The sequence below is a fragment of the Zestomonas carbonaria genome (genome assembly GCF_904061905.1).
Classification (GTDB): domain Bacteria; phylum Pseudomonadota; class Gammaproteobacteria; order Pseudomonadales; family Pseudomonadaceae; genus Aquipseudomonas; species Aquipseudomonas carbonaria.
Map to the genome: position 1 here is coordinate 1 of NZ_CAJFCI010000039.1, position 26,675 is coordinate 26,675.

At 68.7% G+C, this 26,675-nt stretch carries 27 protein-coding genes; 15 read left to right on the forward strand and 12 right to left on the reverse strand.

Annotated features, from left to right (window positions below; genetic code table 11):
- Positions 1-73: 73 nt before the first annotated feature.
- Together PSEWESI4_RS09310 and PSEWESI4_RS09315 are read left to right on the forward strand one after the other, a co-directional pair.
- Positions 74-1,024: an adenosine deaminase gene (locus tag PSEWESI4_RS09310; RefSeq protein WP_187670924.1), complete on the forward strand. Its 951-nt coding sequence runs from the start codon at positions 74-76 to the stop codon at positions 1,022-1,024.
- Between the two features lie 22 nt (positions 1,025-1,046).
- Positions 1,047-1,415 carry a VOC family protein gene (locus PSEWESI4_RS09315; protein WP_187670925.1) on the forward strand — a complete coding sequence of 123 codons (369 nt, stop codon included), beginning with the start codon at positions 1,047-1,049 and terminating at the stop codon, positions 1,413-1,415.
- A gap of 50 nt (positions 1,416-1,465) precedes the next feature.
- Here the strand turns inward: PSEWESI4_RS09315 and PSEWESI4_RS09320 are convergent, their stop codons facing one another.
- Entirely contained in the window at positions 1,466-2,791 is a 1,326-nt protein-coding gene (locus PSEWESI4_RS09320) for a DEAD/DEAH box helicase (RefSeq protein WP_187670926.1), read from the reverse strand.
- Positions 2,792-2,938: 147 nt separating this feature from the next.
- Positions 2,939-3,424: a LabA-like NYN domain-containing protein gene (locus PSEWESI4_RS09325; protein ID WP_187670927.1), complete on the reverse strand. Its 486-nt coding sequence runs from the start codon at positions 3,422-3,424 to the stop codon at positions 2,939-2,941.
- 81 nt (positions 3,425-3,505) lie between these two features.
- On the opposite strand from PSEWESI4_RS09325, the gene PSEWESI4_RS09330 reads away from it, so the two are divergent.
- From PSEWESI4_RS09330 to PSEWESI4_RS09340, 3 genes are all read left to right on the forward strand, one after another.
- Entirely contained in the window at positions 3,506-3,988 is a 483-nt protein-coding gene (locus tag PSEWESI4_RS09330; RefSeq protein ID WP_235978909.1) for a YbaK/EbsC family protein, read from the forward strand.
- 197 nt (positions 3,989-4,185) lie between these two features.
- On the forward strand, positions 4,186-4,842 hold the full coding sequence (locus tag PSEWESI4_RS09335; protein ID WP_187670929.1) for a hypothetical protein: 657 nt from the start codon (positions 4,186-4,188) through the stop codon (positions 4,840-4,842).
- A 44-nt stretch (positions 4,843-4,886) separates the two neighbouring features.
- Positions 4,887-5,291 carry a VOC family protein gene (locus PSEWESI4_RS09340; RefSeq protein ID WP_187670930.1) on the forward strand — a complete coding sequence of 135 codons (405 nt, stop codon included), beginning with the start codon at positions 4,887-4,889 and terminating at the stop codon, positions 5,289-5,291.
- A gap of 1 nt (position 5,292) precedes the next feature.
- On the opposite strand, the gene PSEWESI4_RS09345 is transcribed toward PSEWESI4_RS09340, so the two are convergent.
- Both PSEWESI4_RS09345 and PSEWESI4_RS09350 read right to left on the reverse strand, forming a co-directional pair.
- The gene (locus PSEWESI4_RS09345; RefSeq protein ID WP_187670931.1) at positions 5,293-6,120 is read right to left on the reverse strand and encodes an SDR family oxidoreductase; all 828 of its coding nucleotides are present in this window, start codon (positions 6,118-6,120) and stop codon (positions 5,293-5,295) included.
- 13 nt (positions 6,121-6,133) lie between these two features.
- A complete protein-coding gene (locus tag PSEWESI4_RS09350; protein ID WP_187670932.1) occupies positions 6,134-6,373 on the reverse strand; it encodes a CDGSH iron-sulfur domain-containing protein in 240 nt (79 codons plus the stop codon).
- A gap of 76 nt (positions 6,374-6,449) precedes the next feature.
- Between PSEWESI4_RS09350 and PSEWESI4_RS09355 the strand changes: the two genes are divergently transcribed.
- Together PSEWESI4_RS09355 and PSEWESI4_RS09360 are read left to right on the forward strand one after the other, a co-directional pair.
- Positions 6,450-7,535 carry an endonuclease/exonuclease/phosphatase family protein gene (locus tag PSEWESI4_RS09355; RefSeq protein WP_187670933.1) on the forward strand — a complete coding sequence of 362 codons (1,086 nt, stop codon included), beginning with the start codon at positions 6,450-6,452 and terminating at the stop codon, positions 7,533-7,535.
- Between the two features lie 98 nt (positions 7,536-7,633).
- On the forward strand, positions 7,634-8,371 hold the full coding sequence (locus PSEWESI4_RS09360; RefSeq protein ID WP_187670934.1) for a substrate-binding periplasmic protein: 738 nt from the start codon (positions 7,634-7,636) through the stop codon (positions 8,369-8,371).
- Positions 8,372-8,504: 133 nt separating this feature from the next.
- On the opposite strand, the gene hrpB is transcribed toward PSEWESI4_RS09360, so the two are convergent.
- A complete protein-coding gene (gene hrpB / locus PSEWESI4_RS09365) occupies positions 8,505-11,006 on the reverse strand; it encodes an ATP-dependent helicase HrpB (protein WP_187670935.1) in 2,502 nt (833 codons plus the stop codon).
- A gap of 143 nt (positions 11,007-11,149) precedes the next feature.
- Between hrpB and PSEWESI4_RS09370 the strand changes: the two genes are divergently transcribed.
- The 6 genes from PSEWESI4_RS09370 to PSEWESI4_RS09395 all read left to right on the forward strand — a co-directional run bounded on the left by PSEWESI4_RS09370 (position 11,150) and on the right by PSEWESI4_RS09395 (position 14,583).
- On the forward strand, positions 11,150-11,569 hold the full coding sequence (locus PSEWESI4_RS09370; protein ID WP_187670936.1) for a polyribonucleotide nucleotidyltransferase: 420 nt from the start codon (positions 11,150-11,152) through the stop codon (positions 11,567-11,569).
- The gene (locus PSEWESI4_RS09375) at positions 11,566-12,084 is read left to right on the forward strand and encodes a DinB family protein (protein ID WP_187670937.1); all 519 of its coding nucleotides are present in this window, start codon (positions 11,566-11,568) and stop codon (positions 12,082-12,084) included. The genes PSEWESI4_RS09370 and PSEWESI4_RS09375 overlap by 4 nt, the downstream gene beginning before the upstream one ends.
- A complete protein-coding gene (locus tag PSEWESI4_RS09380; RefSeq protein ID WP_187670938.1) occupies positions 12,075-12,977 on the forward strand; it encodes a cation diffusion facilitator family transporter in 903 nt (300 codons plus the stop codon). The genes PSEWESI4_RS09375 and PSEWESI4_RS09380 overlap by 10 nt, the downstream gene beginning before the upstream one ends.
- A 68-nt stretch (positions 12,978-13,045) precedes the next feature.
- Positions 13,046-13,462: an MAPEG family protein gene (locus PSEWESI4_RS09385; RefSeq protein ID WP_187670939.1), complete on the forward strand. Its 417-nt coding sequence runs from the start codon at positions 13,046-13,048 to the stop codon at positions 13,460-13,462.
- Between the two features lie 369 nt (positions 13,463-13,831).
- Positions 13,832-14,311: an Lrp/AsnC family transcriptional regulator gene (locus PSEWESI4_RS09390; RefSeq protein WP_187670940.1), complete on the forward strand. Its 480-nt coding sequence runs from the start codon at positions 13,832-13,834 to the stop codon at positions 14,309-14,311.
- Between the two features lie 53 nt (positions 14,312-14,364).
- Positions 14,365-14,583, forward strand: coding sequence for a DUF2788 domain-containing protein (locus tag PSEWESI4_RS09395; protein ID WP_187670941.1), 219 nt, complete (start codon positions 14,365-14,367; stop codon positions 14,581-14,583).
- 253 nt (positions 14,584-14,836) lie between these two features.
- Here the strand turns inward: PSEWESI4_RS09395 and PSEWESI4_RS09400 are convergent, their stop codons facing one another.
- Positions 14,837-15,460, reverse strand: a complete 624-nt coding sequence (locus tag PSEWESI4_RS09400) for a pseudouridine synthase (RefSeq protein ID WP_456243210.1) — start codon at positions 15,458-15,460, stop codon at positions 14,837-14,839.
- Positions 15,461-15,540: 80 nt separating this feature from the next.
- On the opposite strand from PSEWESI4_RS09400, the gene PSEWESI4_RS09405 reads away from it, so the two are divergent.
- Complete coding sequence (locus PSEWESI4_RS09405) at positions 15,541-16,626, forward strand: MBL fold metallo-hydrolase (RefSeq protein ID WP_187670943.1); 1,086 nt, start codon at positions 15,541-15,543, stop codon at positions 16,624-16,626.
- A 54-nt stretch (positions 16,627-16,680) separates the two neighbouring features.
- Here the strand turns inward: PSEWESI4_RS09405 and PSEWESI4_RS09410 are convergent, their stop codons facing one another.
- The gene (locus tag PSEWESI4_RS09410) at positions 16,681-17,547 is read right to left on the reverse strand and encodes a sterol desaturase family protein (protein ID WP_187670944.1); all 867 of its coding nucleotides are present in this window, start codon (positions 17,545-17,547) and stop codon (positions 16,681-16,683) included.
- Positions 17,548-17,661: 114 nt separating this feature from the next.
- On the opposite strand from PSEWESI4_RS09410, the gene PSEWESI4_RS09415 reads away from it, so the two are divergent.
- The gene (locus tag PSEWESI4_RS09415; RefSeq protein WP_187670945.1) at positions 17,662-18,633 is read left to right on the forward strand and encodes an AraC family transcriptional regulator; all 972 of its coding nucleotides are present in this window, start codon (positions 17,662-17,664) and stop codon (positions 18,631-18,633) included.
- Between the two features lie 3 nt (positions 18,634-18,636).
- On the opposite strand, the gene amn is transcribed toward PSEWESI4_RS09415, so the two are convergent.
- The 5 genes from amn to PSEWESI4_RS09440 all read right to left on the reverse strand — a co-directional run bounded on the left by amn (position 18,637) and on the right by PSEWESI4_RS09440 (position 26,647).
- Positions 18,637-20,085, reverse strand: a complete 1,449-nt coding sequence (gene amn / locus PSEWESI4_RS09420) for an AMP nucleosidase (RefSeq protein WP_187671085.1) — start codon at positions 20,083-20,085, stop codon at positions 18,637-18,639.
- A 212-nt stretch (positions 20,086-20,297) separates the two neighbouring features.
- Positions 20,298-21,950, reverse strand: coding sequence for an acyl-CoA dehydrogenase family protein (locus PSEWESI4_RS09425; RefSeq protein WP_187670946.1), 1,653 nt, complete (start codon positions 21,948-21,950; stop codon positions 20,298-20,300).
- Positions 21,947-22,600 (reverse strand): TetR/AcrR family transcriptional regulator, encoded by a 654-nt coding sequence (locus PSEWESI4_RS09430; RefSeq protein ID WP_187670947.1) that lies wholly within the window; start codon positions 22,598-22,600, stop codon positions 21,947-21,949. Before PSEWESI4_RS09430 ends, PSEWESI4_RS09425 begins: the two co-directional genes overlap by 4 nt.
- 280 nt (positions 22,601-22,880) lie before the next feature.
- Positions 22,881-23,858, reverse strand: a complete 978-nt coding sequence (locus PSEWESI4_RS09435; protein ID WP_187670948.1) for a Rho GTPase-activating protein — start codon at positions 23,856-23,858, stop codon at positions 22,881-22,883.
- A gap of 398 nt (positions 23,859-24,256) precedes the next feature.
- Positions 24,257-26,647: a hybrid sensor histidine kinase/response regulator gene (locus PSEWESI4_RS09440; protein WP_187670949.1), complete on the reverse strand. Its 2,391-nt coding sequence runs from the start codon at positions 26,645-26,647 to the stop codon at positions 24,257-24,259.
- Positions 26,648-26,675 lie beyond the last annotated feature (28 nt).

A 26,675-nucleotide genomic window follows, 5' to 3' on the forward strand; every position in this document is an offset into this window, starting at 1 on the left:
CCCCCGAAACGACAACCACCCCAGGCCACCGCTAAACTCCCCCCCGATACAGCCTGACAACGAGAACATCCCCATGTACGACTGGCTCAACGCCCTGCCCAAGGCCGAACTGCACATGCACCTGGAAGGCTCGCTGGAGCCCGAGCTGCTGTTCGCCCTGGCCGAGCGCAACAAGATCGCCCTGCCCTGGGCGGACGTGGAGACCCTGCGCCGCGCCTACGCCTTCAACAACCTCCAGGAATTCCTCGACCTCTACTACCAGGGCGCCGACGTGCTGCGCACCGAGCAGGACTTCTACGACCTGACCTGGGCCTACCTGCAAAAGTGCAAGGAACAGAACGTCGTCCACACCGAACCCTTCTTCGACCCGCAGACCCACACCGACCGGGGCATTCCCTTCGAGGTGGTGCTGAACGGCATCCAGCAGGCGCTCAAGGACGGCCGCGACCGGCTCGGCATCGGCAGCGGCCTGATCCTCAGCTTCCTGCGCCACCTGCCGGAAGAGGCCGCGTTCCAGACCCTGGAACAGGCGCTGCCCTACCGCGACGCCTTCATCGCCGTCGGCCTGGACAGCTCGGAGAAAGGCTTCCCGCCGCGCCTGTTCGAGCGGGTGTTCGCCAAGGCGCGCAGCGAGGGCCTGCCGGCGGTGGCCCACGCCGGCGAGGAAGGCCCGCCCGAGTACATCTGGGAGGCGCTGGACCTGCTCAAGGTCAAGCGCATCGACCACGGCGTGCGCTCCGCCGAGGACCCGAAGCTGATGCAACGGCTGATCGACGAGCAGATCCCGCTGACCGTCTGCCCGCTGTCCAACACCAAGCTTTGCGTGTTCGAGCACATGCGCGAACACAACATCCTCGACATGCTCGAAGCGGGCGTGAAGGTCACGGTGAACTCGGACGACCCGGCCTATTTCGGCGGCTACGTCACCGAGAACTTCGCCGCGCTGCACGAACACCTGGGCATGACCGAAGGCCAGGCCAGACGCCTCGCCCAGAACAGCCTGGACGCCCGCCTGGCGCACTGACACCCATCCCCACGGAACACTCATGGCCAACCTGAACAGCGTCGAACTCAAGACCTTCGTCCCCGCCAGGGACTTCCAGCTCAGCCAGCGCTTCTACCGCGACCTGGGCTTCACCCCCGGCTGGTCCGACGAACAGTTGGCCTACTTCAGCCACGGCGACCACTGCGCCTTCCTGCTGCAAGACCTCTACGTGAAGGACTGGGCGGAGAACTGCATGATGCACCTGCTGGTGGAAGACGTGGATGCCTGGTGGGAACAGGTGCAAAAGGCCGATCTGGCCGAGCGCTACGGCGTGCGCCTGATACCGCCCCAGGACCAGCCCTGGGGCATGCGCGACTTCATCGTCTTCGATCCCAGCGGGGTGCTTTGGCGGATTGCGCAGAATATTTGAGGGGGGTGAGGGGCGGAGTCCAGAACAACCGCACCCCCTCCCCCTCCCGCCTACGGCTTTTTCTTCCTCGGCCCCGTATTGAAACTCGGCACCTTGCGCACCGCCTTGACCTGCGGCCTGGCCGGCGCCTCGCTTTCCACCCATCGCCCCAGGGCGGCCTTGGCGCCGGTGGTCTTGGGCTTCTTGGGTTTCTTCGGCTTTTTCAGGATCTGCCCACTGGCATCGGTCTGCGGCACCCGGTGGTCCGGCTCGAACCCCGGCTCCTCGTCGCGGCGCAGGGTCTGGCGGATCAGCACCTCGATGGCCGCCAGCAGTTGCACCTCGTCGGCACAGACCAGCGACACCGCCTTGCCCTTGGCGCCGGCGCGGCCGGTGCGGCCGATGCGGTGCACGTAGTCCTCGGCGTTGATCGGCAGGTCGAGGTTGACCACCAGCGGCAGGTCGTCGATGTCCAGGCCGCGCGCCGCCACGTCGGTGGCCACCAGCACCTGCACTTCGCGGGCCTTGAAGCGTTCCAGCGCGCGCAGGCGGGTGGCCTGCGGCTTGTCGCCGTGGATGCCGTCGACACTGACGCCTTCGGCCTCCAGCGTCTCGCACAACTGGTCGACGCCCTTGCGGGTCTTGGCGAACACCAGCACCTGGCCCCAGCGCCGCTCGCGCAGCAGGTGCAGGAACAATTCGGACTTGCGCTTCTTGTCCACCGGAATCACCCGCTGCTCGACGCTGCCGGCGGCGACGTTGCGCGGGCTGACCTCGATGCTCAGCGGCTCATCGAGCATCTGCCCGGCGAGCAGGCGGATGGGTTCGGAGAAGGTCGCCGAGAACAGCAGGGTCTGCCGCCGCTTCGGCAGGGCGGCGTAGAGACCGCGCAGCTCCTCGGCGAAGCCCAGGTCGAGCATGCGGTCGGCCTCGTCGAGGACCAGCGCCTGTACCTGGCCGAACTTCACGGCGTTCTGCCGGTGCAGGTCGAGCAAGCGTCCCGGCGTGGCGACCAGCAGGTCGACGCCCTTGCGCAGCTTCATCATCTGCGGATTGATGCTCACCCCGCCGTACACCGCGTAGGTACGCAGCGGCAGGAACTGGCCGTACTGACGGAAACTCTCGTGCACCTGCTCGGCCAGTTCGCGGGTCGGTACCAGCACCAGCGCGCGCACCGAATTGCTGGCCACCTGCGGGCCTTCCAGCGTCAGCCGTTGCAACAGCGGCAGGGCGAAGCCGGCGGTCTTGCCGGTGCCGGTCTGCGCGGCGGCCATCAGGTCGCGGCCGGCCAGCACGGCGGGAATCGCCTGCGTCTGCACGGGGGTCGGGGTCTGGTAGCCGAGGGCGTCGAGCGCGCGCAGGAGCGGGTCGATCAGGCCGAGGGAGGCGAAAGTCATGGTGGGCAACCGAAAGCGGAAAAGTGCGCCAGTTTACTCGATAGGCCCGCAACCCGCCCGGCCACGCCCTCTCTCCCACATCGTGTCGCCCCGTCACTCCCGCGCACGCGGGAGTCCAATCAAGAGTTGCCGGGCAACCCAACCGCCTCAATGCCGCAGCAGCAACGCCCCCTCGATCGGCACATAGCGGCTGGCGGCACGCACCAGCGCCTGGGCGGTCAGGCTCGGCACGCCGTACACCGTGGCCTCGATGCCGTGGCTGGCGCGCACCTTGTCCAGCAGGATGGCGAAGTCGCCGTCGCCGGAAGCCAGCACCACTTCATCGACACGCGGCGCGGCGTCGAGCACGTCGATGGTGATGCCGACGTCCCAGTCGCCCTTGGCCGAACCGTCGCTGCGCTGGATGAAGGGCTTGAGCTTCACGGTGAAGCCGAGGTTGCGGAGAATCTGCTGGAACTGCTGCTGCTTGGCGTCGCCACGCTCGATGGCGTAGGCATGGGCCTCGACGATCTGCCCGCGCAGGGAGATGTCCGCCCACAACGCAGCATAGTCGAGATGACAGCCATGGGCCTGGCGCACGGTGTAGTAGAGGTTCTGCACATCGGCGAATACGGCGATTTTCTTCACCGGCATGTCCTCGTAGGCGGGTGGAGGCGGCAGTATGCCGCAAGCGGGTTATCATCGCGGCCCCTGTCGCCCCGATTGTCACGCTCAATGTCCCTGCACGCCCGCAACCTCGCCCTGCTCGAACGCCACGCCATCCCCTATCGCCAGGTGGAGCACGAAGCGGTGCTCGACTATCCCACCGCCCACGCCGTGCGCGAGCGCTTCGGCCTGCACGGGGTGGAGAGCAAGAGCCTGTTCCTGCGCCTCAAGGGCGGCCGCCACGCCATGCTGGTGACCCTGGAGAACGCCCGCGCCGACTGGGCGCAACTGAAGGCCCTGCTCGGCGCCCGGCCGAGCATCGCCAGCGACGCCGAACTGGTCGAGCTGACCGGCTGCGTGCCGCAATGCGCCTGCCCGTTCGGACATGTCGAAGAGATCGCGCTGATCGTCGACCAGGCGCTGTTCGACCACGACTACCTGATCTACTCGCCCGGCCCGCCGACCTTCACCCTGGAAGTGGCCACCGCCGACCTGCGCCGGCTGATCGACGCCCTGCCCAACCCGGTGCACGCCTACCGCACGGCCTGGTAGGGTGCGCCGCGCGCACCGTTTACCTTGAAGCCGGCAAGGCGTCCCGCCGGAAACGGAAGAGGTCGGGCCCCACTCGGTGCGCGCGGCGCACCCTACGGGGCAGCCCTCATCGCGGGCCGCCCGCCGACACGCCTGGTTTGGAGCCTGGATGCCCATCGGCTAAAGTGGCGCCCCTGTCTCTCTGCCACCGACCGTCAATGAACCCGCTGCCGATCCTTCGCGACTCCTGGTACTTCTTCAGCCGCAACCTGGGCGCCATCGCCCGGCTCTGCCTGCCGCTGGTGGCGCTCGAATGCCTGGCCCGCTACTGGCTGGTGGTCAGCCTCGGCGACACGGCGCCGCCCTACGCCGACCTGCTCGTCGGCCTGGTGTTCTACCCGATGTACACCGCCGCGCTGATCCTCTTCCTCGACAGCCGCACCCGTGGCGTCGAGCAGGGCAATCGCGACCTGCTGGCCATGGCCCTGTACCTCTGGCCGCGCCTCGCCCTGCTCACCGCGCTGAGCAGCCTGCTGATCATGCTCGGCGCCTCGATGTTCCTGCTGCCAGGGCTGTGGGTGATGATCAAGCTGGCCTTCGCCGAGTACCTGCTGGTGCTCGACCGGCAGACTCCGCTGTCGGCACTGCGCGAAAGCTTCCGGCTGACCACCGGGCACTTCTGGCGCATCCTGTTCTGCGTGCTGGCGGTGATGGTGCCGCTGTGGGCGTTCGACTGGCGGGTGTCCCCGCTGTTCGGCGTGCCGGGCGAAAGCCTGCTGCCGCTGCTGATCGACTGCGTGCGCGGCTTCCTGCAACTGTTCGCCAGCGTGGTGGTGTTCCGGCTGTTCATGCTGGCCAGGCCGAACGCCTTCTGAAGACTGGACTAGGGTTATGGGGCTCTTTCCAGGAGGAAGCCCCCATGACCGACATCCCGCCGAGCATCCTTTCCCACGTGTCCATCGGCACCAACCAGTTCGACCGCGCCACCGCCTTCTACGACCAGGTCCTCGCCACCCTCGGCTGCACGCGGATCATGGCCCATCCCGGCGCCGTGGCCTACGGCCGCCAGTTCCCGGAGTTCTGGGTGCAGACGCCCATCGACGGCCAGCCGGCGAGCCTCGGCAACGGCACCCACTTCGGCTTCATCGCCCTCGACAAGGCCGCCGTTGACGCCTTCTACCAGGCCGCCCTGGCGGCCGGCGCCCAGGCCGACGGCGCCCCCGGCCCACGCGAGGAATACGGCGCGCCCTACTACGGCTGCTTCGTCCGCGACCTCGACGGCCACAAGATCGAAGCGGCGTTCTGGGACAGCTCCCTGGAGTGAACTACGGTTTCAGCCCGGAGATGCGCGGCAGCAGCACCCGCTCGAACAGGCGCGGAAAGTAGCGGGCGAGGAGCCGCGCACGCCAGTCGATGTTGGACAGCACCAGCAGGCGCCGGCGGCGCAGCGCGCCCTGGTAGATCGCCTCGGCGACATCCTGCGGCGCCGCCACCTTGCCGATCGCCAGCGGCGGATGGCGGGTCACCGAGCCGTCGGCGACCAGGGCGTTCTTGCGCAGGTCGGTGGCGGTGAAGCCGGGGCAGACCAGCATCACGTTCACCCCCGAGCCCTTGATCTCGTAGCGCAGCGTGTCGAACAAGCCGTGCAGGGCGTGCTTGCTGGCGTTGTAGGCGCTGCGGTAGAGCAGCGGGGTGAAGCCGGACAGCGAACTGAGCACGACGATCTGTCCCTGGCGTTCGAGCAGGCTGGACAGCGCCGCCTTGGTGCAATGCAGGGCGCCGAAGTAGTTGACCGCCATGACTCGCTGGAACACCCGCAGGTCGGTCTCGGCGAAGGTGCTGCGGTGGGTGATGCCGGCGTTGTTGACCAGCATGTCGATGCCGCCGAAACGCTCCAGCACCCGCTCCATGGCGCGGTTCACGTCCTCCGGGTCGGCCACGTCGCAGCGCAGGCCGATGGCCTCGGCGTTGAGGTGGTCGGCCAGGTGGCGCACCAGGCTGTCCAACTCGTGCTGGTCGAGGTCGAGGATCGCCAGCCGCGCACCGGCCTGGGCCATGCGCAGCACCAGGGCGCGACCGATGCCGGAGCAGCCGCCTGTCACCACCACCACCTTGCGTTCGAACACCTTGTTGGCGAACACCTTGCGGTACATGGGCTCCCGGCCTCTACAGTCCGTTGTGGGTGCCGTCGCAGAGCGGCGGCGTATGGGTGTGCTTGCAGCCGCAGAAGAACACCAGGTCATCCTGCTCGGCGTGGTATTTCAGCGGAGTGATCCCGGTGCCTTTGTGCGAGCCGTCGCAGAACGGCTGGCTGGCGCTGCGTCCACAGCGGCACCAGAAATAATCCTTCCCAGCGGTCACCTCCACTCCGTAGGGACCGCGTTGGGCGATCACAGGCTCGGTCATCGGCGCATGCCTCGTGACGGGCTGTCAGGTATGCTCTTCGACTTTCAGCATAGCCCAAGCCCTCAAAGCCCAGCCCATGCCGCGCATCCTTCGCCCGATCCTCCTCAGCCTGCTGATCGTCGCCACCAGCCTCGCCGCCCTGGTCTACAGCCTGACCTGGCACCCGTCGGCGCGCGAGGAACTGGCGGTCGCCTGCACCGCCCAGGCGCCGGAACTGCAACCCGGCCAGGCGCTCAAGCTGATGACCTGGAACGTGCAGTACCTGGCCGGCAAGCGCTACCTGTTCTGGCACGACCTGCCCGACGGCAGCGGCCCCGACCTGCGCCCGACCGCTGCCGACCTGGCCTACACCCTGGACGAGGTGGCCCGGGTTATCCGCGACGAAGCGCCGGACCTGGTACTGCTGCAGGAACTGCACGACGGCGCCCGGGCCAGCGACTACCAGGACCAGCTCGCCCTGCTGAACGAACGCATCAGCGACCTCTACCCCTGCAGCACCCAGGCGTTCTACTGGCAGGCCGCGTTCGTGCCGCATCCGAAGATCCTCGGCAGCGTCGGCATGAAGCTCGCCACCCTCAGCCGCTTCCGCATCGAACGCGCCGAACGCCTGCAACTGCCGCAGCTCCCCGCCGACCCGCTCAGCCGCCAGTTCGGCCTCAAGCGCGCGCTGCAACTCAACTACCTGCCGGTGCGCGGCGGCGGCCGGCTGGCGGTGATCAACACCCACCTGGACAGCTTCGTCCAGGGCGACGACACCCTGCGCCGCCAGGTGGAGATGAGCCGAGACCTGCTCGACCGGCTGGAAGCGGAAAAGACCCCCTGGGTGTTCGGCGGCGACCTCGAGCTGCTGCCGCCCGGCCAATACCAGCGCCTGGACCTGCGGCAGCGCGCCGGCTACTCCGCCGACGGAGAACAGGCCCTGCTCACCGAACGCTACCCGGTGATCCCCAGCCAGTCCGAGAGCGGGGGCAGCGGGCAGGCCGCCTGGTACACCCACTTCCCCAACGACCCGCGCGTCCAGGCGCCGGACCGCACCCTCGACTACCTGTTCCACAGCTCGCAACTGATCCGCCTGGACGCCAACGTGCGGCAGCGCGACACCTTGCAGATATCCGACCACCTGCCGCTGATCGGCCGTTTCCTGCTGCCGGCGCCGAACTGACGAACCACACCTCTGGTGGGCTGGCCAAACGCCAGGCCACTGCACATACTGCGCTGGCGATTCCGACAATAAGACGGCGACACGCCGCAACGGTGCCCATGCTGAAATCCGCCCGCCTGCTGTTGGCCCTGCTCGCCCTGTGCGCGCACCAAGGCTTCGCCGATCCCGCCGCCACACCGGTGATGGTCGGTTTCTACGACTTCCCGCCCTCTATCTACACCGACGCCGACGGGCGCCCGCAGGGGCCGATGGTCGAGGTCGTGCGCAAGGTGTTCCAGCGGGCCGGCTACCCGCTGGAAACCCGCGCGCTGCCCAGCGCGCGCATCTACGCGGGCCTGCAGGACGGCAGCGTGCAGGTCTGGCCAGGACCGGCCAAGGAGCAGCTCGGCGAGCATGTGCTGAGCGGTCGCAGCCGCCTCGCCGAAGTGGTGCTCAACCTCTACTACCGCCCCGACACGCCCCGCCCCAACCTGCCGGACGACCTGAAAGGCCGTTCGCTGGTGATGCTCAGCGGCTACAACTATTTCCCCGGCATCTCCCGCTACCTGGACGACCCCGGCCTGCGGATCGTCCAGCACCGCACCCGCACCCACCGCTCGGCGCTGGAAATGCTGCTGCGCCACCGGGGCGACTACCTGCTCGACTACGCCATCGCCGTCGACAGCGCCGCCGAGGAGCTGGACGTGCCGACGCCGCAGCACGTCGAACTGCTGCGCCTTCCGGTGTACTTCCTGGTATCGCGCCACCAGCCCGGCGCGGAACGCCTGCTGCGCGACCTGGACAACGCCTACGAGGCGCTGCGGGCCGAAGGCGAAGACCTGCGCGCCATCCCGTAAGCCAAGGCCTCTGGATCAGGCACGAGGCCCCGACCGCTACACCGTCCAGTCCCCCTCTCCCACTGGGAGAGGGTTAGGGTGAGGGCCGGACTATCCAACCACCCCCAACTCCCCAGGCAGTTCTCGACAGAACCTAGCGCCGCGGCTTGGCCCGCGACGTCGGTTCGGCGACCAGCGGGTCGTCCGGCCAGTAGTGCTTGGGATAGCGGCCCTTGAGGTCCTTCTTCACCTCGGCGTAGGTGTTCGCCCAGAAGCTCGCCAGGTCCTGGGTCACCTGCACCGGACGGCGCGCCGGGGACAACAGGTGCAGCTTGACGATCTGCCGGCCGCCGGCGATGCGCGGCGTCTCGGCCAGGCCGAACAGCTCCTGCAAGCGCACCGCCAGCACCGGCGGCTCCTCGGCGTAGTCGATGGCGATCCGCGAGCCGGACGGCACCGCCAGGTGGGTCGGCGCCAGCTCGTCGAGGCGCTGCGGCAGCGGCCAGGGCAGCAACCCGGCGAGGATACCGGCCAGGTCCAGGGCGGCGAAATGGCTGATCCGGCTGACCTTGCCCAGCCAGGGCAACAGCCAGTCCTCCAGGCTCGCCAGCAGCGCCGCGTCGGAGACATCCGGCCAGTCGCTGGCGCCCTTCTCCGCCAGGTCGAGGCGGCGCAGCAAGGCGATCCGTGCCTGCCACTGGCGCAGGTACGGCGTCCACGGCAGCAGCTCCAGGCCCTTGCGCCGCACCAGTCCGAGCAGCGCCCGGCTACGCGCCTCCTCGTCCAGCGCCGGCAACGGCTCGCGGGACAGCACCAGCTCGCCGACCCGGCGCTGGCGCTCGGCGCGCAGCACGCCCTCGCGCTCGTCCCAGTCCAGCTCGTCGCGCACCGTCACCTGCTCGGCGAGCACCGAGTCGAACAGCGCCGGGTCGAGATCGACGGCCAGGTAGATGCGTTCCTCGCGCTGGCCCTGGCGGCTGCCGAGGTCAGCGATCACCAGCCATTCGTGCTTCATCAGCGCGTCGGCTTCCGCGAACTGCGCGGCGCGGCCGTTGGCCAGTCGGTAGTCGGCGCCCCCGGCGCGGCGCTGGCGGGCGATACGGTCGGGATAGGCGAAGGCCAGCAAGGCGCCGAGCCAGCGCGGGTGCCCGGGATCGGCGACCGCCTCGTCCACCGCCCTGGGCAGCAGCCCCCGGAACTGGCGGGCCAGTTGCCGCACCCGCTGTACGCTGCCCGAACCCCGCCCGGCATGCAGCAGGTCGATGCGGTTGTGCAGGTCGGCCCCGCCGCCGCGCTGGATGTCGCGTTCGCCGAGCAGCGCGGCGACTTCGCAGGCCAGTTCGCCAAGCCCCAGCGCCTTGCCGCGCAGCAGCAAGTGAGCGATGCGCGGATGGGCCGGCAACAGGCTCATCGCCTGGCCGTGGGCGGTCAGCACGCCGCGCCCGTCGAGCGCGCCGAGCCGAGTCAGCAAGTCGCACGCCTGGGCATGGGCGGCGGCCGGCGGCGGGTCGAGCCACAGCAAGTCGTCCGGCTTCACGCCCCAGCGCGCCAGTTGCAGGGCCAGCCCGGCCAGGTCGGCCTGGAGGATTTCCGCGCTGTCGTGGGCGGCCAGTTGTTCGTGCTGGGCCTGCGACCACAGCCGGTAGCAGACACCGGGCTCCAGGCGACCGGCGCGGCCGGCGCGCTGGGTGGCGCTGGCCCGCGAGATGCGCTGGGTGGCCAGGCGGGTCATGCCGCTGCCCGGGTCGAAGCGCGGCACCCGCGCCAGGCCGGCGTCCACCACCACGCGCACACCGTCGATGGTCAGGCTGGTCTCGGCGATGTTGGTGGCCAGCACCACCTTGCGCTTGCCGGCCGGCGCCGGCTCGATGGCCGCGCGCTGGGCGGCCAGGTCCAGCTCGCCGTGCAGCGGACACAGGAGGACGTCGGCGCGACCGTCCAGTTGCTCGGCCAGGCGCTCCTCGACGCGGCGGATCTCCGCCTGGCCGGGCAGGAACACCAGCAGGCTGCCGGGCTGCTCGGCCAGCGCCTGCGACACGGCCTGCACGGCGCGCGGCTCGATCGCTTCGCCGGGCTGGAAAGGCGCGCCCCAGACGGTATCCACCGGGAACATGCGGCCTTCGCTGCGCACCACCGGGGCATCGCCGAGCAACGCCGCAAGCCGCTCGCCCTCCAGGGTCGCGGACATCAGCAGCACCTTCAGCGGCGTGTCGCGCAGCAGCTCGCGGCCGTTGAGGGTCAGCGCCAGGGCCAGGTCGGCGTCCAGGCTGCGTTCGTGGAATTCGTCGAAGATCACCAGGCCGACGCCTTCCAGCGCCGGGTCGTCCTGCAAGCGGCGGGCGAGGATGCCCTCGGTGACCACCTCGATGCGCGTGCGCGGGCCGACCTTGCTGTCCAGGCGGATGCGGTAGCCCACCGTCTCGCCGACCTTCTCGCCCAGCTCGCTGGCCAGCCGTTCGGCGGCGGCGCGGGCGGCCAGCCGGCGCGGCTCGAGCATCAGGATGGACTGCCCGGCCAGCCAGGGCTCGTCGAGCAGGGCCAGCGGCACGCGGGTGGTCTTGCCGGCGCCGGGCGGCGCTTCGAGCACCACTTCGTCACGGGCGACGAGGGCGCCGCGCAGTTCGGGCAGGACGGCATCTATGGGCAGGGCGATCATGGGGACTCCAGCGACAGAGCCGGCGATTATAGCGGCGAACCGCCAGCCGCTCGCCGTGGTCGAAACTGCGCGCGCCCGGCATCGACGAGGCGCTTTGTCACAAGCCGATTGGTATAGTGGCGCGACACTATCAGGAGGAATCCATGCGCATGCAGTCCCGATTCATCGGCGGCGTACTCACCATCGCCCTGACCACTCAACTCTCCGCCTGCGGCACCCTGTTCTACCCCGACCGCCGGGGCCAGATCGAGGGCCGGATCGACCCGGTGATCGCCGCCCTGAACGCCATCGGCATCCTGTTCTACGTGATCCCCGGGCTGATCGCCTTCGGCATCGACTTCGCCACCGGCGCCATCTACCTGCCCGAAGGACAGACCGCGCAGGTCGACCCGGGCAAGCTGCAACAGACCATCGGCGCAGACGGCCAGGTCGACAGACAGCAACTCAAGGCGCTGATCGAAAGCGAAACCGGCCACAGCCTGCCGTTCGACGACCCGCAACTGCTCGAACAACGCGGCAGCCTGCAACAACTGGCCGCCTACGGCCTGCAGTCCAGGGCATGAGCACGGCCGGGCCGCTGGGCACCCACCTGCAGCGCCTGCTGGCTTACCACGGCTGGGCATACCAGCGCCTGCTGACCCATTGCTCCGAACTGGACGATGCCGACTATCGCCGCCCGTGCGGGCTGTTCTTCGGCAGTCTGCACAGCACGCTGAATCACATGGCGGTGGCCGACCGCCTGTGGCTGGCGCGAGTACTCGGCGAACCGCAGCCCTTCGACCGCCTGGACGCCGAGACGGCACCCGACCTGCCCGCCCTTTCGCACTATCTCGCCGAAGGAGTGGACGGCTGGCAACGCTGGCTGGCGGACCGCAGCGACACTGAACTGGGCCAGACCCTGTACTACCAGAGCGTTACCAACGGCGCGCAACAACGCATGCTCGCCGACATCGTCTCGCACCTGGTCAACCACGGCAGCCACCATCGCGGCCAGGCCAGCGCGGCCCTGACCGCCATGGGCCGCCCCGCACCGGTGCTCGACTACATCTACTTCACTCCGGAGCTGGCATGCCGCTGACCAGCCGCGAACATGCCCGCCTGCTGCGCCAGGCCACCCTCGCCTCGCTGACGGTGGCCTGCGTGCTGGTCCTCGCCAAGGGCGTGGCCTGGTGGCTGAGCGGCGCGGTGAGCCTGCTCGCCGGCCTTACCGACTCGCTGCTCGACGCGGTCGCCTCCTTCCTCAACCTGCTGGCGGTGCGCTACGCCCTGCGCCCCGCGGATGACGACCACCGCTACGGCCACGGCAAGGCCGAGGCGCTGGCGGCCATGGCCCAGTCGCTGTTCATCGCTGGCAGCGCGGTGCTGATCGGCATCCAGGCATTCGAGCGCCTGCGACGACCGCAGCCCCTGGAGGCCACGGAAGTGGGCATCGCGGTGATGCTGCTGGCCCTGGCGCTGACCGTCGTCCTGCTGCTGTTCCAGCGCCGGGTGATCCGCCTGACCGGCTCCACGGCGATCCGCGCCGACTCCCTGCACTACCGCTCCGACCTGCTGCTCAACGGCAGCATCCTGGTCGCCCTGCTGCTCACCGGCTTCGGCGTCGCCCACGCGGACGCCCTGTTCGGCCTGGGCATCGCCGCCTACATCCTGTGGAGCGCGGTGAGCATCGCCCGCGAAGCGGTTTCCGTGCTGATGGACGAAGAGCTGCCGACGGACGTCGGCACCCGGATGCACGAACTGGCCAGCGCGGTGCCCGGCGTGCTCGGCGTGCACGACCTGCGCACCCGGGTGTCCGGCAGCCGCTGGTTCGTGCAGATGCATGTCGAACTGCCCGGCGACATGCCGCTGGTCACCGCGCACGCCCTTGGCCAGCGGGCCGCCGAGGCGATCCACAAGGTTTATCCGCGCGCCGAGGTGCTGGTGCATACCGACCCGGTCGGTGCTCCCGGGCGAGCGGCTCGCGAAAACTAGAGCTTTTACTCTAAACCCTCTAGACTGGCCCGGCTTCTCCTCACGACAACAAGACCAAGGAGCCGTACATGTCCCTTTCCCCGTCCGCGATAGCCCTTCTCGGCCTGGTCGCCTGGGCCCTGCTTCTCGCCCTGCTGATCGTCAACCAGCGCGGCCTGCTGGTCCTGACCGGCAAGATGGCGGTCAACGCCTTCGCCCCCGACGGCAGCAACCTGCCCGGCTTCGGCCAGCGCCTGGCGCGGGCCCACGCCAACTGCCTGGAAAACCTCCCGCTGCAGGCCGCCGTGCTGCTCTACGCGCTGCACGCCGGGCAGACCGCGATCACCGATCCACTGGCCTGCACCCTGCTCGGCGCCCGGCTGTTCCAGTCGCTGGCGCACCTGATCAGCACCTCGCCGCTGTTCGTCTGGCTGCGCTTCGCCGGCTTCTTCGTGCAGGTGGCGATCCTCGCCTGGTGGCTGTTGAGGCTGAGCGGGTTGGTCTAGGAGCGTGTTTTGTGCCGAAGCCTCGGCCCCTCACCCCTAAACCCACGCCAACAAAAAGGGCGGCCTCCTTGGAGAGCCGCCCTTTCAGCGTATTCGTCCTGTACCGGCAATCGTGTCGCCGCTTTCCTCGCCCGCCTGGTTGGGCGGTGCGGACCCGGGGGCCGGAGCGGTCCTGTAGGACCGGCGGCGCCGACCTGCCTGATTGGGCGGGCCGGGTGGACGGGATGTCCGGGCCGTGAAACTGAGGGAAATATTAATCCCCCAGGCGCGACAGGGGATTGCGAAGATTGCTGAGCAGTTTACCGCTTGCGCAATCTTTTACTCGAATAGCAAGATATCGAGCAATTCAAGACAAGGCCGCCCGCCACCATGAACAAACTCGACCGCTACGACCTGAAGATCCTCGCCGAACTGCAGCACGACGCCCGCCTGTCCAACCAGGAGCTGGCCGAACGCATCGGCCTGTCGCCGTCGCCCTGCTCGCGGCGGGTCAAGCAGCTCGAGGACGACGGCTACATCGTCCGCCAGGTGGCGCTGCTCGACCGCAAGAAGCTCGGCCTGTCCCTCACCGCCTTCGTGCTGATCGGCATGGACCGCCACACCCCGGAACGCTTCGAGCACTTCCAGTCGGTGATCCGCCAGTGCCCGGAAGTGCTGGAGTGCAGCCTGGTGACCGGGATGGACGCCGACTACCAGTTGAAGGTGGTGGTGCCGGACATGGATCACTACCAGAAGCTGCTGCTCGGCACCCTCACGCGCATCGAGGGCGTTTCCAGCGTGCGCTCCAGCTTCGTCCTCGACCAGGTGGTCTCCAGCACCGAGCTGCCGCTGCAACACCTGCGCAGTTGAGGTTCGGGCGCGTATAATCGCCGCCCCGTTGTCCGCTGCCGCAAGAGGTCCCCATGGAACCCGAACAGTTCGAAGCCCTGATGATGTATGTCCTGGTCGGGGGACTGATCTGCTTCATGGCCTTCATCATCTGGGACCTGGCGAAGAAGTCCAAGGCCGGCCGCCTGGGCACCGCGATCCTGTTCCTCGGCCTGGGCCTGTGCCTGTTCGCCTTCCTGGCCAAGCCGATCATCGGCTACTTCATCGAACTGGCTCGCGATATCCCCCACTGAAAACGGCCCCAGGGCACACGAGAGGCGTGACCGACGGTGGAAAACGCTTCGCGGTTTTCCACCCTACGAGACTGGATTCCCGCATGCGCGGGCATGACGGAGCCGGCGGAACGCACAGTGTCCCCGCCATCCCCGCGAACGCGGGGACCCAATAGTCGGCAGATGGCGCCGGCTCGGACTCTCACCCACTGTCTCCGCGCAAGACGCGTAGGGTGGATGTCGCTTTTTACATCCACCAGCCGATAGAAAGCCCCTACGGCAACCGCGCCGGCACGTCCTTCCACTCCCCCGGCGCCAGTCCATCCAGCTCCCATGGGCCGATGCGCACCCGCACCAGCCTGAGCGTCGGCAGGCCGACCGCCGCGGTCATCCGCCGCACCTGGCGGTTGCGGCCCTCGCGGATGGTCAGCTCCAGCCAGGCGGTCGGCACACTCTTGCGAAAACGCACCGGCGGGTTGCGCTCCCAGAGTTCGGGCGTGTCGATCAGCCGCGCCTCGGCCGGCAGGGTCGGCCCGTCGTTCAGTTCGACGCCGTCGCGCAGGCGCTGCAACTGCGCCTCGTCCGGCTCACCCTCCACCTGCACCCAGTAGGTCTTGGCCAGCTTGTGCTTCGGGTCGGCGATGCGCGCCTGCAAGCGACCATCGTTGGTCAGCAGCAGCAGGCCCTCGCTGTCGCGGTCCAGGCGCCCGGCCGGGTAGACGCCGGGCACCGGCACGAAATCCTTGAGAGTCGCGCGGCCCTGCTCGTCGTTGAACTGGGTGAGCACGTCGAACGGCTTGTTGAGCAGGATCAGCCGTGGCTCGGCCGGCTGTGCCTTGGGCACGCGGCGAGGCGCTGGACGCGCGGGACGGGAGCTGGAACGCGGAGGACGGGCCATGTTTGCAAAAGGTGTCGAGCGGCTGGCAGCGCGAAGCGGCCATGCTAGGTTGAGCATTGGCCTCCCGCAAGAGCACACCCATGTCCACCAAGCGTCTTCCACTCTGGCTTCTCAGCCTGCGCTCCCTGCTCGGCTTCGACCGGCCCTGGCGCGGCCCGGCCAGCGACAGCTTCGACGGCCAGCGCTTCCGCAACCTGGCGTCAACGCCGCACAAGGGGCTGCGCGATCTTATCAGGTGGCAGCTCGAACGCCCGCGCCAGGCGCCCTGGATCGCTCCGCAACCGGCCCCGGCGACGCCCGTCCGGGAACGGGTGGTGGGCGACGAGTTGTGCGTCACCTACATCAACCACGCCACCATCCTGTTGCAGTTGCACGGCCTGAACATCCTCACCGATCCGTTATGGTCGAAGCGCGCCAGCCCGTTCAGCTTCGTCGGGCCGCGCCGCTACCATCCGCCGGGGCTCGCCCTCGACCAGTTGCCGCCGATCGACCTGGTGCTGGTCAGCCACAACCACTACGACCACCTCGACCTGTGGAGCCTGCGCGAGCTGTCCCGCCGCTTCCCCGCCGCGCGGGCGATCACCGGGCTGGGCAATGGCGAGCTGATCCGCGCCTGCGGTTTCGCCGAGGTGATCGAACTGGACTGGTGGCAAGCACTCCCCCTGGGCCGCGACCTGCGCCTGCATGGGGTTCCGGTTCAGCACTGGTCGGCGCGCAGCCGCCGCGATACCGACCGCACCTTGTGGCTGGGCTTCGTCTTCGAGTCGCCCCAAGGCCCGGTGCTGTTCCCCGGCGACACCGGGCTCGGCCCGGAATTCCGCCTGATCCGCGAGCGCTTCGGGCCGTTCCGCTTCGCCGCCTTGCCGATCGGCGCCTACGAGCCGCGCTGGTTCATGCGCGACCACCACATGAACCCGGACGACGCCGCGCAGGCCCACCAGCAGTTGGAAGCGCAGAACAGCATGGCCATCCACTTCGGCACCTTCCGCCTCACCGACGAGGGCCAGTTCGACCCGCCACGGGACTTGAGCAAGGCGCTGGCCGAACGCGGCGTCGACCCGGGCACCTTCCGCACGCCCGCGCCAGGCGAGCGGTGGAACGTCCCGCCCCTGGCCACGGACCCCATAGGTCGGGCCGGGCAGCGCTCCGCTTCAGCACACCAATGAAAACAGCCCCGGTGGTGGGCTGAAACCCACCCTACCAGGAGGGCGAATGCCCCTTCACACCTCGTCGGGCCGCTGCCACTCCGGCGGCGCCCACAGGTGTTTCAGGCGCAGGCGCCACGGCCCCGGTCGCGCCACGTCGCGGAACATGTCCACCCACTCGTGCAGGTTCAGCCATAGCGGATTGACGCTGTGCACCTGGCGCAGGATGCCGTATTCCACCGGCTCGCGCTCCTCGACGAAGGTGCCGAACAAGCGGTCGAAGACGATCAGGATGCCGCCGTAGTTGCGATCTATGTACTGCGGGTTGCGGCCGTGGTGGGCACGGTGGTGGGAGGGCGTGTTGAAGAGCCACTCGATCACCCGTGGCAGCCGTTCCACCGACCGGGTGTGGATGAAGTACTGGTAGCCCAGGCTCACCGACAGCATGAACAGCACCCACTCGGGCGCGAAGCCCAGCCACACAAGTGGCAGGTAGAACAGCCAATTGCCGGCCACCCCGTAGAACAGGCTCTGTCGCATGGCGGTGGTGAGGTTCATGTGCTCCGAGGAGTGATGCACCACATGGGCCGCCCAGAACCAGCGGATACGATGGCTGGCCCTATGGAATGCGTAATAGGAAAGCTCCAGGCCGAAGAACAGGGCGACGAAGGCCCACGCCCCCATGGAGAACTCGAGCAGACGGAAATGGAACGCCAGGTGGTAGATCGGTAGCACCAGAAACAGCACCAACAGCGCGTCGCCCACCAGGTAGAGGCCTCCCAGCGCCAGGCTCGACAACGAATCCTTCAGGCAGAACACTCCGCGTCGGCGCATCGCCAGCCACTCCGCCGCCAGGGTGGAGATGAACAGTGGGGTCATGATCAGCAGCAGGTCACGGCGGATGTCCACCTCCGCCCACAACCCGGCCAACAGTTCGGACATGCTCGGCACCTCTTGTCGTGGTTTGCACTTCCAAGACATGGTGCGTCGACGGAAATGGGCCGGCTTGACACAGCCCGCTGACTTTTTGACGAATCGCGCCAGGTTGTCCGAAAAATGCGTATCGCCGCCAGCTACGCCCAATTGCTCTACGACTACCTGAACAATCGCGGCCTGGCCCCGCAGAGCCTGTTGGGAGAACTGCCACAGGCGTCCGGCGGGTTGCTGCCGATGGCCGACTGGCAGGCCCTGCTGCAACGCACCGCCGACCGGCTGGCCGAGCCGGCGCTGGGCCTGCGGATTGCCGAAACCATCGGCCCACGGCACTTCGGCGTGGCCGGTTACGCGGCCCTGGCCTGCCCGAACCTGGGCGAGGCGCTGCTGCGCCTGGAGCGCTACCACTCCCTGATCTACGACGCCAACCCGGCGCGGCTCAGCCAGCGCGACGGCAGCCTGCAGATCGAATGGGGCGTGGAACAGGGACGTCCTGGCCAGTTGGTCGACGAAGTCGCCCTCGCCGCCCTGGTGCAGTTGGCGCGCAACCTCACCGGCCAATCGTTGCGGGTACGGGGGCTGGACTTCGTCAACCCGCCGCCGCCCGACATCCGTCCCTACGAGTCATTCTTCGGTGGCCCGGTGCGCTTCGCCCAGAGCGCCACGCGCCTGCGCGTGCCCAGCGAATACCTGGCCCTGCCGATGCGCCAGACCGATCCGGCGCTGCTGGCCCTGCTCGACCAGCAAGCCGAGGGTTACCTGCACCACCGCCAGCGAGGCAGCCTGGTCGAGCAGTGCCAGCAGGCGCTGATTCCCCTGCTGCGCGAAGGACGGGGCCAGCTCGAAGCCCTGGCCGAGCGCCTGCACAGGAGCCCACGTACCTTGCAGCGGCACCTGGCCGAAACCGGCCTGAGCTTCCAGCAGGTACTCGACGATACCCGCCGCCAATTGGCCGAAGGCTACCTGTGCGACACCCACCTGCCGCTGGGCGAGATCGCCGCCCTGCTCGGCTATTCCGAGCAGAGTGCCTTCAGTCGCGCCTTCCGCCACTGGCACGGCATCAGTCCGTTGCAATGGCGAAAGGAGCGGTTCTGAGGCTCAGCGGAACGGTGGCTCGTCGAAGCTGCGCAGCTTGCGCGAGTGCAGCGAGTCGAGCTGGCTGCGCAGGAGATCGAGGGCGGCAATGCCGATGTGCAGGTGCTGGGTCACCGCCCGCTCGTAGAACGCGCCGGCCGCGCCGGGCAGCTTGATCTCGCTGTGCAGCGGCTTGTCCGAGACGCACAGCAGCGTGCCGTAGGGCACCCGCAGGCGATAGCCCTGGGCGGCAATGGTGCCGCTCTCCATGTCCACCGCCACCGCGCGGGAAAGGTTGATCAGCGGCCGCTCCTGGGCCCAGCGCAGTTCCCAGTTGCGGTCGTCGTAGGTCAGCACGGTGCCGGTGCGCAGGCGCCGCTTGAGCGCCTCGCCGCGCTCGCCGGTGACCTGCGCGGCGGCCTCCTGCAACGCCTGCTGAACCTCGGCCAGCGCCGGCAGCGGGATGTGCGGCGGCAACACGCGGTCGAGGATGCCGTCGCGGCGCATGTAGGCGTGGGCCAGCACGTAGTCGCCGATGGTCTGCGACTGCCGCAGGCCGCCGCAGTGGCCGATCATCAGCCAGCAGTGCGGGCGCAGCACGGCCAGGTGGTCGGTGATGTTCTTGGCGTTGGACGGGCCGACGCCGATGTTGATCAGGGTGACGCCATGGCCGTCGGCGGTGATCAGGTGGTAGGCCGGCATCTGGTAGCGGTGCCAGACCACCGCGTCGGCCACCGCCTGGGCGTCCTCCTCGGAGGTGCCGCGCTCGATGATCACGTTGCCGGGCAGCACCATGCGCACGAAGCGCGGGTCGTCGCGCAACTGGGCCAGGCCGTGGCGGATGAACTGGTCGACGTAGCGGTGGTAGTTGGTCAGCAGGATCCACGGCTGCACGTGGCGCCAGTCGCTGCCGGTGTAGTGCTGGAGGCGCTTGAGGGAGAAATCCACCCGCGCTGCGTCGAACAGCGCCAGCGGCATCGGGTCGACGTTCTCCCAGTCGTGCAGGCCGTCGGGCACCGAGTCGGTGGCGGCGGACAGGTCGGTGCTGGGGAACACCCTGGCCAGTTCGGCGGCGGTCACCCCGGAACCGGCCAGTTCGTCGCCCTGCTCGACCACGTAGGGATAAGGGATGTTCTGGTGGCTGAGGCCGACCTCGACAGTGACCGTGAAGTCCTCCATCAGCGGCCGCAACTGGTCGAGCAGGTAGCCACGGAACGCTTCCGGATGGGTGATGGTGACGGCATAGCCGCCCGGCACCTGGACCTTGGCATAGGCGCGGGTACTGCTCGGCACCTCGCCCTGGCAGTGGTAGGTCAGGCGCAGTTCGGGATAGCGGAACATCGCGCGCTCGGCCGCGCTGGGCTGGGTGCGCTCCTTGAGATAGCGCTTGAGCGCACCGCTCAGCGCCTCGGTGGCGCGCTTGTGCAGCAGGGTAAGACGGTCGACCGCCTCCTCGGCGGTGGCGGCGACCATGAATTCGGTGGAAGCGATGACAGTCACGGGCAACGTCCTTGCGGGAAATACGCGCCTATCTTGCGCCCGCTCGACCGCTGCCCGCCAGCCGCACGTCCGTTCACGATCCTGGGGGTCGGGGGTTGTTATCGGCTCCGGCCCTCACCCCCGGCCCCTCTCCCGGAGGGAGAGGGGAGACAAGCGGCATAGCCCGGATGAAATCCGGGAAGAGCTCAGACCAGATGCGGCGTCGAGCGCGCCACCAGGGCCTCGACATCCACGCCGCGCGGCAGGGTGCCGTAGACGCGGCCGTGGCCGCCCAGGCGGCTGGCGATGAAGGCGTCGCTGACGGAGCTGTTGCCGGCCTCCAGCAGCAGCTTGGCCTGCAGCGCCACGGCGACGTCCTCGGTGAGCTGGCGGGCACGGTACTGGATGTCGGCGGTGTCGGCGAAGCCGGCCTTGAGGTTGCCGATGAAAGCGGCCAGGCGCGCGTCGCCGTGACCGTCGCCCAGTTCGGCGAACAGTGCGTCGAGCACGCCGGGCTCCTTGGACAGCGCGCGCAGCACGTCCAGGCACTGCACGTTGCCCGAGCCTTCCCAGGTGGAGTTGACCGGCGCCTCGCGGTACAGGCGCGGGAGGATGGTCTCCTCGACGTAGCCGGCGCCGCCCAGGCACTCGGCGGCCTCGTTGACCATCGCCGGCGCGCGCTTGCAGATCCAGTACTTGCCGATCGCGGTGACCAGGCGGGAGAACTTCTCCTCCTGCTCGTCGTGCGGGTTGTCCAGCGCCTTGCCCATGCGCATGGTCAGCGCCAGAGCCGCTTCGCTTTCCAGCGCCAGGTCGGCCAGCACGTTCTGCATCAGCGGCTGCTCGGCGAGCACCCGGCCGCCGACCTTGCGGTGCGCGCAATGGTGCGCGGCCTGGGTCAGCGCCTGGCGCATCAGCGCGCTGGAGCCGACCATGCAGTCGAAGCGGGTCAGCGCGACCATCTCGATGATGGTCGGCACGCCACGGCCTTCCTCGCCGACCATCCAGGCCAGCGCGCCGCGGAACTCCACCTCGCTGGAGGCGTTCGACCAGTTGCCCAGCTTGTTCTTCAGGCGCTGCACGTAGAACTGGTTGCGCGTGCCGTCCGGGCGGTGCCGCGGCAGCAGGAAGCAGGTCAGGCCCTTGTCGGTATAGGCCAGGGTGAGGAAGGCGTCGCACATCGGCGCCGAGCAGAACCACTTGTGGCCGACCAGCTCGTAGGCCTGGCCCGGTCCCGGAATGCCCACCGGGTGCGCCTTGGTGGTGTTGGCGCGGACGTCGGTGCCGCCCTGCTTCTCGGTCATCGCCATGCCGATGGTGACCCCGGCCTTCTGGTTCATCGGCACGTTGCGCGGGTCGTATTCGGTGGCGAGGATCTTCGGCAGCCAGGCTTCGGCGAGGTCCGGCTGCAGCTTGAGCGCGGGCACGCTGGCGTAGGTCATGGTCAGCGGGCAGCCGGTGCCGGCCTCGGCCTGGCTGTGCAGGTAGCTCATCGCCGCGCGGGCCACCTGGGCGCCGGCGCGCGGATCGGTCCAGGGCATGGACGGGATGCCGTGCTCGATCGCCGTGCGCATCAGCTCGTGGTAGGCCGGGTGGAATTCCACCAGGTCGATGCGATGGCCGTAGCGGTCATGGCTCTTGAACACCGGCTTGTTCTCGTTGGCAAGGAAGCCGGCGGCCATCAGCGGCCCGCCGGCCAGCGCGCCGTAGGCTTCGATGCGCGACTCGGCCCAGCCACCGCCGAAACGGCGGGTCCATTCCTGCAACGGCAGGTCGACGCGATAGAGGTTGGCGCCATCCAGCGGCGGCACCTGGTTGAAGACTTCGTGGGTTTCCGCGTATTCGTGGCTCAGGCTCATTGTTGTTTCTCCTCGGCGGGCAGGCTGGCGCCGACGGCGCGCAGGCAGAAAGTGACCAGGGTACGGCTGACTTCGGGCAGATCCGGGCCGGACCGCCCCTGTTCGCGCGCCGCGCGGGCGGGCGGCGAGAGCGGACCGACCAGGGCTTCGGCAATGGCGCCGACCAGGCAGGCGGCGCCCAGGGCGACCTGTTCGAGCTGGAAGACACCGGCGCGCACGCCCTCCTCCAGCAATTCGACGAACAGTTCGGCATAGGCTTCGCGGTAGAGCAGGCGCTGTTCGTCGACTTCCGGATCGACCGGCTCGGCGATCAGCGCGAAGGCCAGCCGGCGGCTGTGCCAGGCACGCGCGGCGAAACGCTCCAGGCCAGCGGCCAGACGCGCATCGGGCCGGCCGGGGGTGCGCAGCACGGCAGCCAGGGCGTCGACTTCGTGCTGGCTGGCACGGGCGAAGACTTCCGCCGCCAGCTCGCCCTTGCCACGGAAGTGGCGGTACAGGCTGCCGGTGGCGATCCCCGCGTCCTCGGCCAGCGCCTGCATGGTCAGCGCGGCGAAACCACCCTCGGCGACCCGCGCCAGGGCGCAGTCGAGAATGCGCTGGCGCAGTTCCAGGTCACGGTCCTGGCGGGCGGCGGTAGTGCGATAGGCCATGAAATGAATCCCGATTCATTTTTTAACAGTGAATCAGGATTCAGACCTTGCGGAAAGGGGGATTTCGGTCAAAAGCGGGTGCGGATGGGCCGAGCTCGTTGGCCGGCCCGCGCCGGATAGCCCGTGGTCAAGGCTCGGGAATACTGGCGGCCGGATCGCGACGGCCGAAGCACGGCAGCAAGGCCGGCAGCGGCCGCGGCAATCGGCATAGGCGCCGCAGGGGCACGAGGCTCGGGCCCGTCCGGTCATCTCCGCGGGCCCGTGCCTGGTGCTTGCGGGGTTACCGCGCGAGGGCCGGGTTCTGCTCGATCGCACAGGCGCGCAGGCGTTCGGCCGCGTCCTGGTGGCCGGCCTTGGTCCAGGCTTCGGCCACGGCGTACTGCGCGAGCGGATCACCCAGCGAGGCGGCGCGCATGCGCAATGCCAGGGTCAGCGCCTGCGGGTCCATGCTGGCGCCGTCGTACTGGCCAGCGGCAGCCAGCAGGTCGGCCAACTTGTTGTAGCCGGCCGGGACGCGCTTGTGCAGCAGCCAGCCGACGATCACCTGCGCCGACTCCCAGTCCTCGTCGGCCATCATGGTGCCGAACAAGCCGGCACCGGCACGCCAGTTGCCGTCGCGCGCCGCCTGCGCGTAGGTGGCGACGGCATCGGCGTCGCCCTCGTTCAGTTTCGCGTACGGCAGGCTCTGTTGCGACGGCGCCGCCGCCAACTCCGCCGGCAGGCGGACGCACGGGAAAGTGTCCGGCGCCCACGGCCGTTCCGCCGGCCCCGGACCAGCCCGCACATCGGCGATGGCCTGCTCCAGCAGGTTCGCGACCTTGTCGCTGTGGAGCTCGTCGAAGACCCACGCCACGCGAGTGTTCCGGATCTGTCGGCGGGCTTCAGACCGGCTGTGCAATGTCTCCCGCTGTTCGTGCTGGAAGGCACTTTCCTCGCGCGGTCCGACGGTCGCGCAATCCTTGAACGACGCCGCCGGCAACTGCCAGCAGCGCGGCGGCACGTGTACAGGGAAACGGCCCCACAGCAGTTCCAGCACGTACTCGTCATGGCCATCCCGCCGCTCCACGGCGATTCGGGCGGCATCGTCCGCCAGCGCTTTGCGGACGACTTCGCCATCCGGCAGCGTCCATTGATAGGGTTCACTCGCCAGGCGCGCTTCCAGTTGCAGGTAGGGCTCGTCCGCCGCCATCGCCGGCCCGGCCAGCAACAGCCATCCCCATCCCCGCAGGCGCGGCCGGTCTTGTGGCTTCCTTGTCATGTGCCTCTCCTTATGAAAAGACGTCATTCTGCGCGAGATGGCTTTGCTATGGCCAGGGATCGCCCCACTGTCCAACCGCGTACCCCGGCCTACGCCGGGCCTGCCGCGAATAGGCGCGGGTGGCCATACTCGCGTCCGCCATCGATCACCACTCCCACTCCAAGGGGCCAAGAGCGGCCCCGCCCCGTCATCCCCGAGAACGCCGGGAGCCAATGAACAGCGGGGTGTGCCGTGTGCACTGGAACGTACGGCGCCACCTATTTTTGGTGCGCGCGGCGCACCCTACGCTCCACGTGCAGGCGTGGGGGAATATTGGATTCCCGCGTTCGCGGGAATGACAAAGGTCTCGGGCGGCATGATCGTTCCCGCGCCGGAGCGTGGGGCCATCGGGGGCACCGCTACGCCCGCGCTCCATCGACCGTCCGGCACAGCAGCCAGTCGTGCAGCAACTCCCGCAGCGCCTCGAACTTCACCGGCTTGGCCAGGTAGTCGCTCATCCCGGCGGCTAGGCAGCGCTCGCGGTCGCCGCTGTGGCTGTGCGCGGTGATCGCCAGCACCGGCAGTCGCTCGCAACCGGGCAGGGCGCGCAACGCGCGGCAAGTGGCGAAGCCGTCCATCACCGGCATCTGGCAGTCCAGCAGCACCGCGTCCACCGACTCGTGGCGGAGCAGTTCGAGCGCCTCGGCGCCGTTGTCGGCGTAGCGCACCCGGTAGCCGAGCTTGAGCAGCATGCCGCGGGTCACCAACTGATTGATGGCGTTGTCCTCGACCACCAGCACGGTGCAGTCCTCCGGCCGGCGCACGGCCGTCCCGCGCGGGCGCTGCACGCTGACTCGCGGGGCCTGCGGCGGCAGGGCCAGCGGCACGCGCAACTGGAAGCGGCTGCCCTGCCCCGGCCGCGACTCGTGGGACAGGGTGCCGCCGAGCAGGCCGACCAGTTGCCGGCAGATCGCCAGGCCGATGCCCAGCCCGCCGTACTCGCGGGTCATCGAGCCGTCGAGCTGGTGGAAGCGCTGGTAGAGCCGGTCGTCGGCCGGCGCGGAGAAGCCGATGCCGCTGTCGATCACCTCGACGCACAGCGGCAACTGGCCCTGGCGCGCCTCGGCCGGACGCACGCGCAGCCGCACCTGCCCGCGCGCGGTGAACTTGATGGCGTTGTCGAGCAGGTAGCCGAGGCTCTGGCTCAGCTTGGCGCCGTCGCCCTCGAGGGTGTCCGGCAGGCTGTCGGCCAGCTCCAGCTCGAAGGCCAGCCCCTTGGCCTCGGCGCGCGGCGCGAACTGGCCGCGCAAGCCGTCGAACAGCGCGCGCAGGCTGAATATCTCGCGCCGGGGATAGAGCTTGCCGGCTTGCAGTTCGGTGAGCACGAGGATGTCGTTGACCATGCGCATCATGTCGCGCGCCGAACTCGCCGCGGTCTTCTGGTACTGATCCTGCTCGGCGTCCAGCGGCAGGGTCTGCATCAGCTCCAGCGAGCCGATCACCCCGTTCATCGGCGTGCGCAGCTCATGGGTCACGGTGGCCAGGAACTCGTCCTTGAGCCGGTTGCTGTTGGCCAGTTCCTGGTTCAGCGCCTCCAGCTTGCGGCCGGACTCAAGCAGGATGCGCGCGCGCTCCTCCTTCATGGCGTTGATGCGGTCGGCGAGCGCCAGCGACAACAGGCCGACCTCGATGGCCGAGCCGATCTGGCTGGCGTACATGGTGAGGAACACGTTGGGCAGGTAGCCGAGCACCATCAGGGTGTTGACGATGCCACCGAGCAGGAAGGCGCTCCAGGCGATGATGAAGTAGCGCGCCACCCGCATGCCCCTGAGCCAGGCGGAGATCGCGGCGGAGAAGATCACCACCGTGAACAGCAGCGCCACCGAGGTCGTCCAGCGCAGCGACAGGTCGTAGCTGGCGGTCAGCGCCAGCACCATGCCCAGCGCGCCGAGGGCCATCATGATGCGCAGGCCACGGTCGATCCACGGGCTGTGCTCGGCGGTGTGCAGGAAGCTGCGTGCGAACTGGCTGCCGAACAGCGCCGCCGAACCGATCAGGAAAGGCGTCGCGGCATTGGCCCACCAGGGATTGTTCGGCCAGAAGTACTCGATGCCGGCGCCGTTCACCGAGACCTGGTAGAGGCCGAACGAGGCGATATAGAGGATGTAGTAGAGGTAGCTGGTGTCGCGCACGCTGAGGTAGATGAACAGGTTGTAGATCAGCATCACCAGCAGCACGCCATAGATGATGCCGAGCACATAGATACGCGACGGCTGCGCCTCCAGGTAGGCGGTCGGCGACCACAGGCTCAGCGGCGCCTGGACCGAGCCCTGACTCTGCAGGCGCAGATAGACGCGCATCGGCTGGTCGGGCTGCAACTCCAGCTCGAACAGGTAGTTGTTCTGGCGGATCTCCCGGCTGGCGAACGGCAGCGCATCGCCGGTGCGCCGGGCCAGGTGGAAGCCGCCCTGGCCGTCGGGCAGGTAGAGGTCGACATGGTCGAGCGGCGGGTAGGCCAGCTCCAGCAGCCAGGCCTGCTGGCCGCGCGACTGCTGCGGCCGGAACCTGAGGTCTAGGCGCAGCCAGAACACCGAGCGCGAATAGCCGGCATTCAGCACGTCGCGGTCGAGACGGCGAAAGCTGCCCTGCAGGGCCGGGGACAGGATCTCTTCGATGGTCGCCTCGCCACGCACGTCCTCGAAGACGTCCAGGTGCCGGCCAAGCGACAGGTGACGGGTGTGTTCGTCGAATTCGACAGCGCCGGCCAGGCTCGCCAGCAGAGACAGGAGTAGAAACAAGCCGTAGCGCATCGTGCCCCGCAGAGCCCCGTCGGACCAC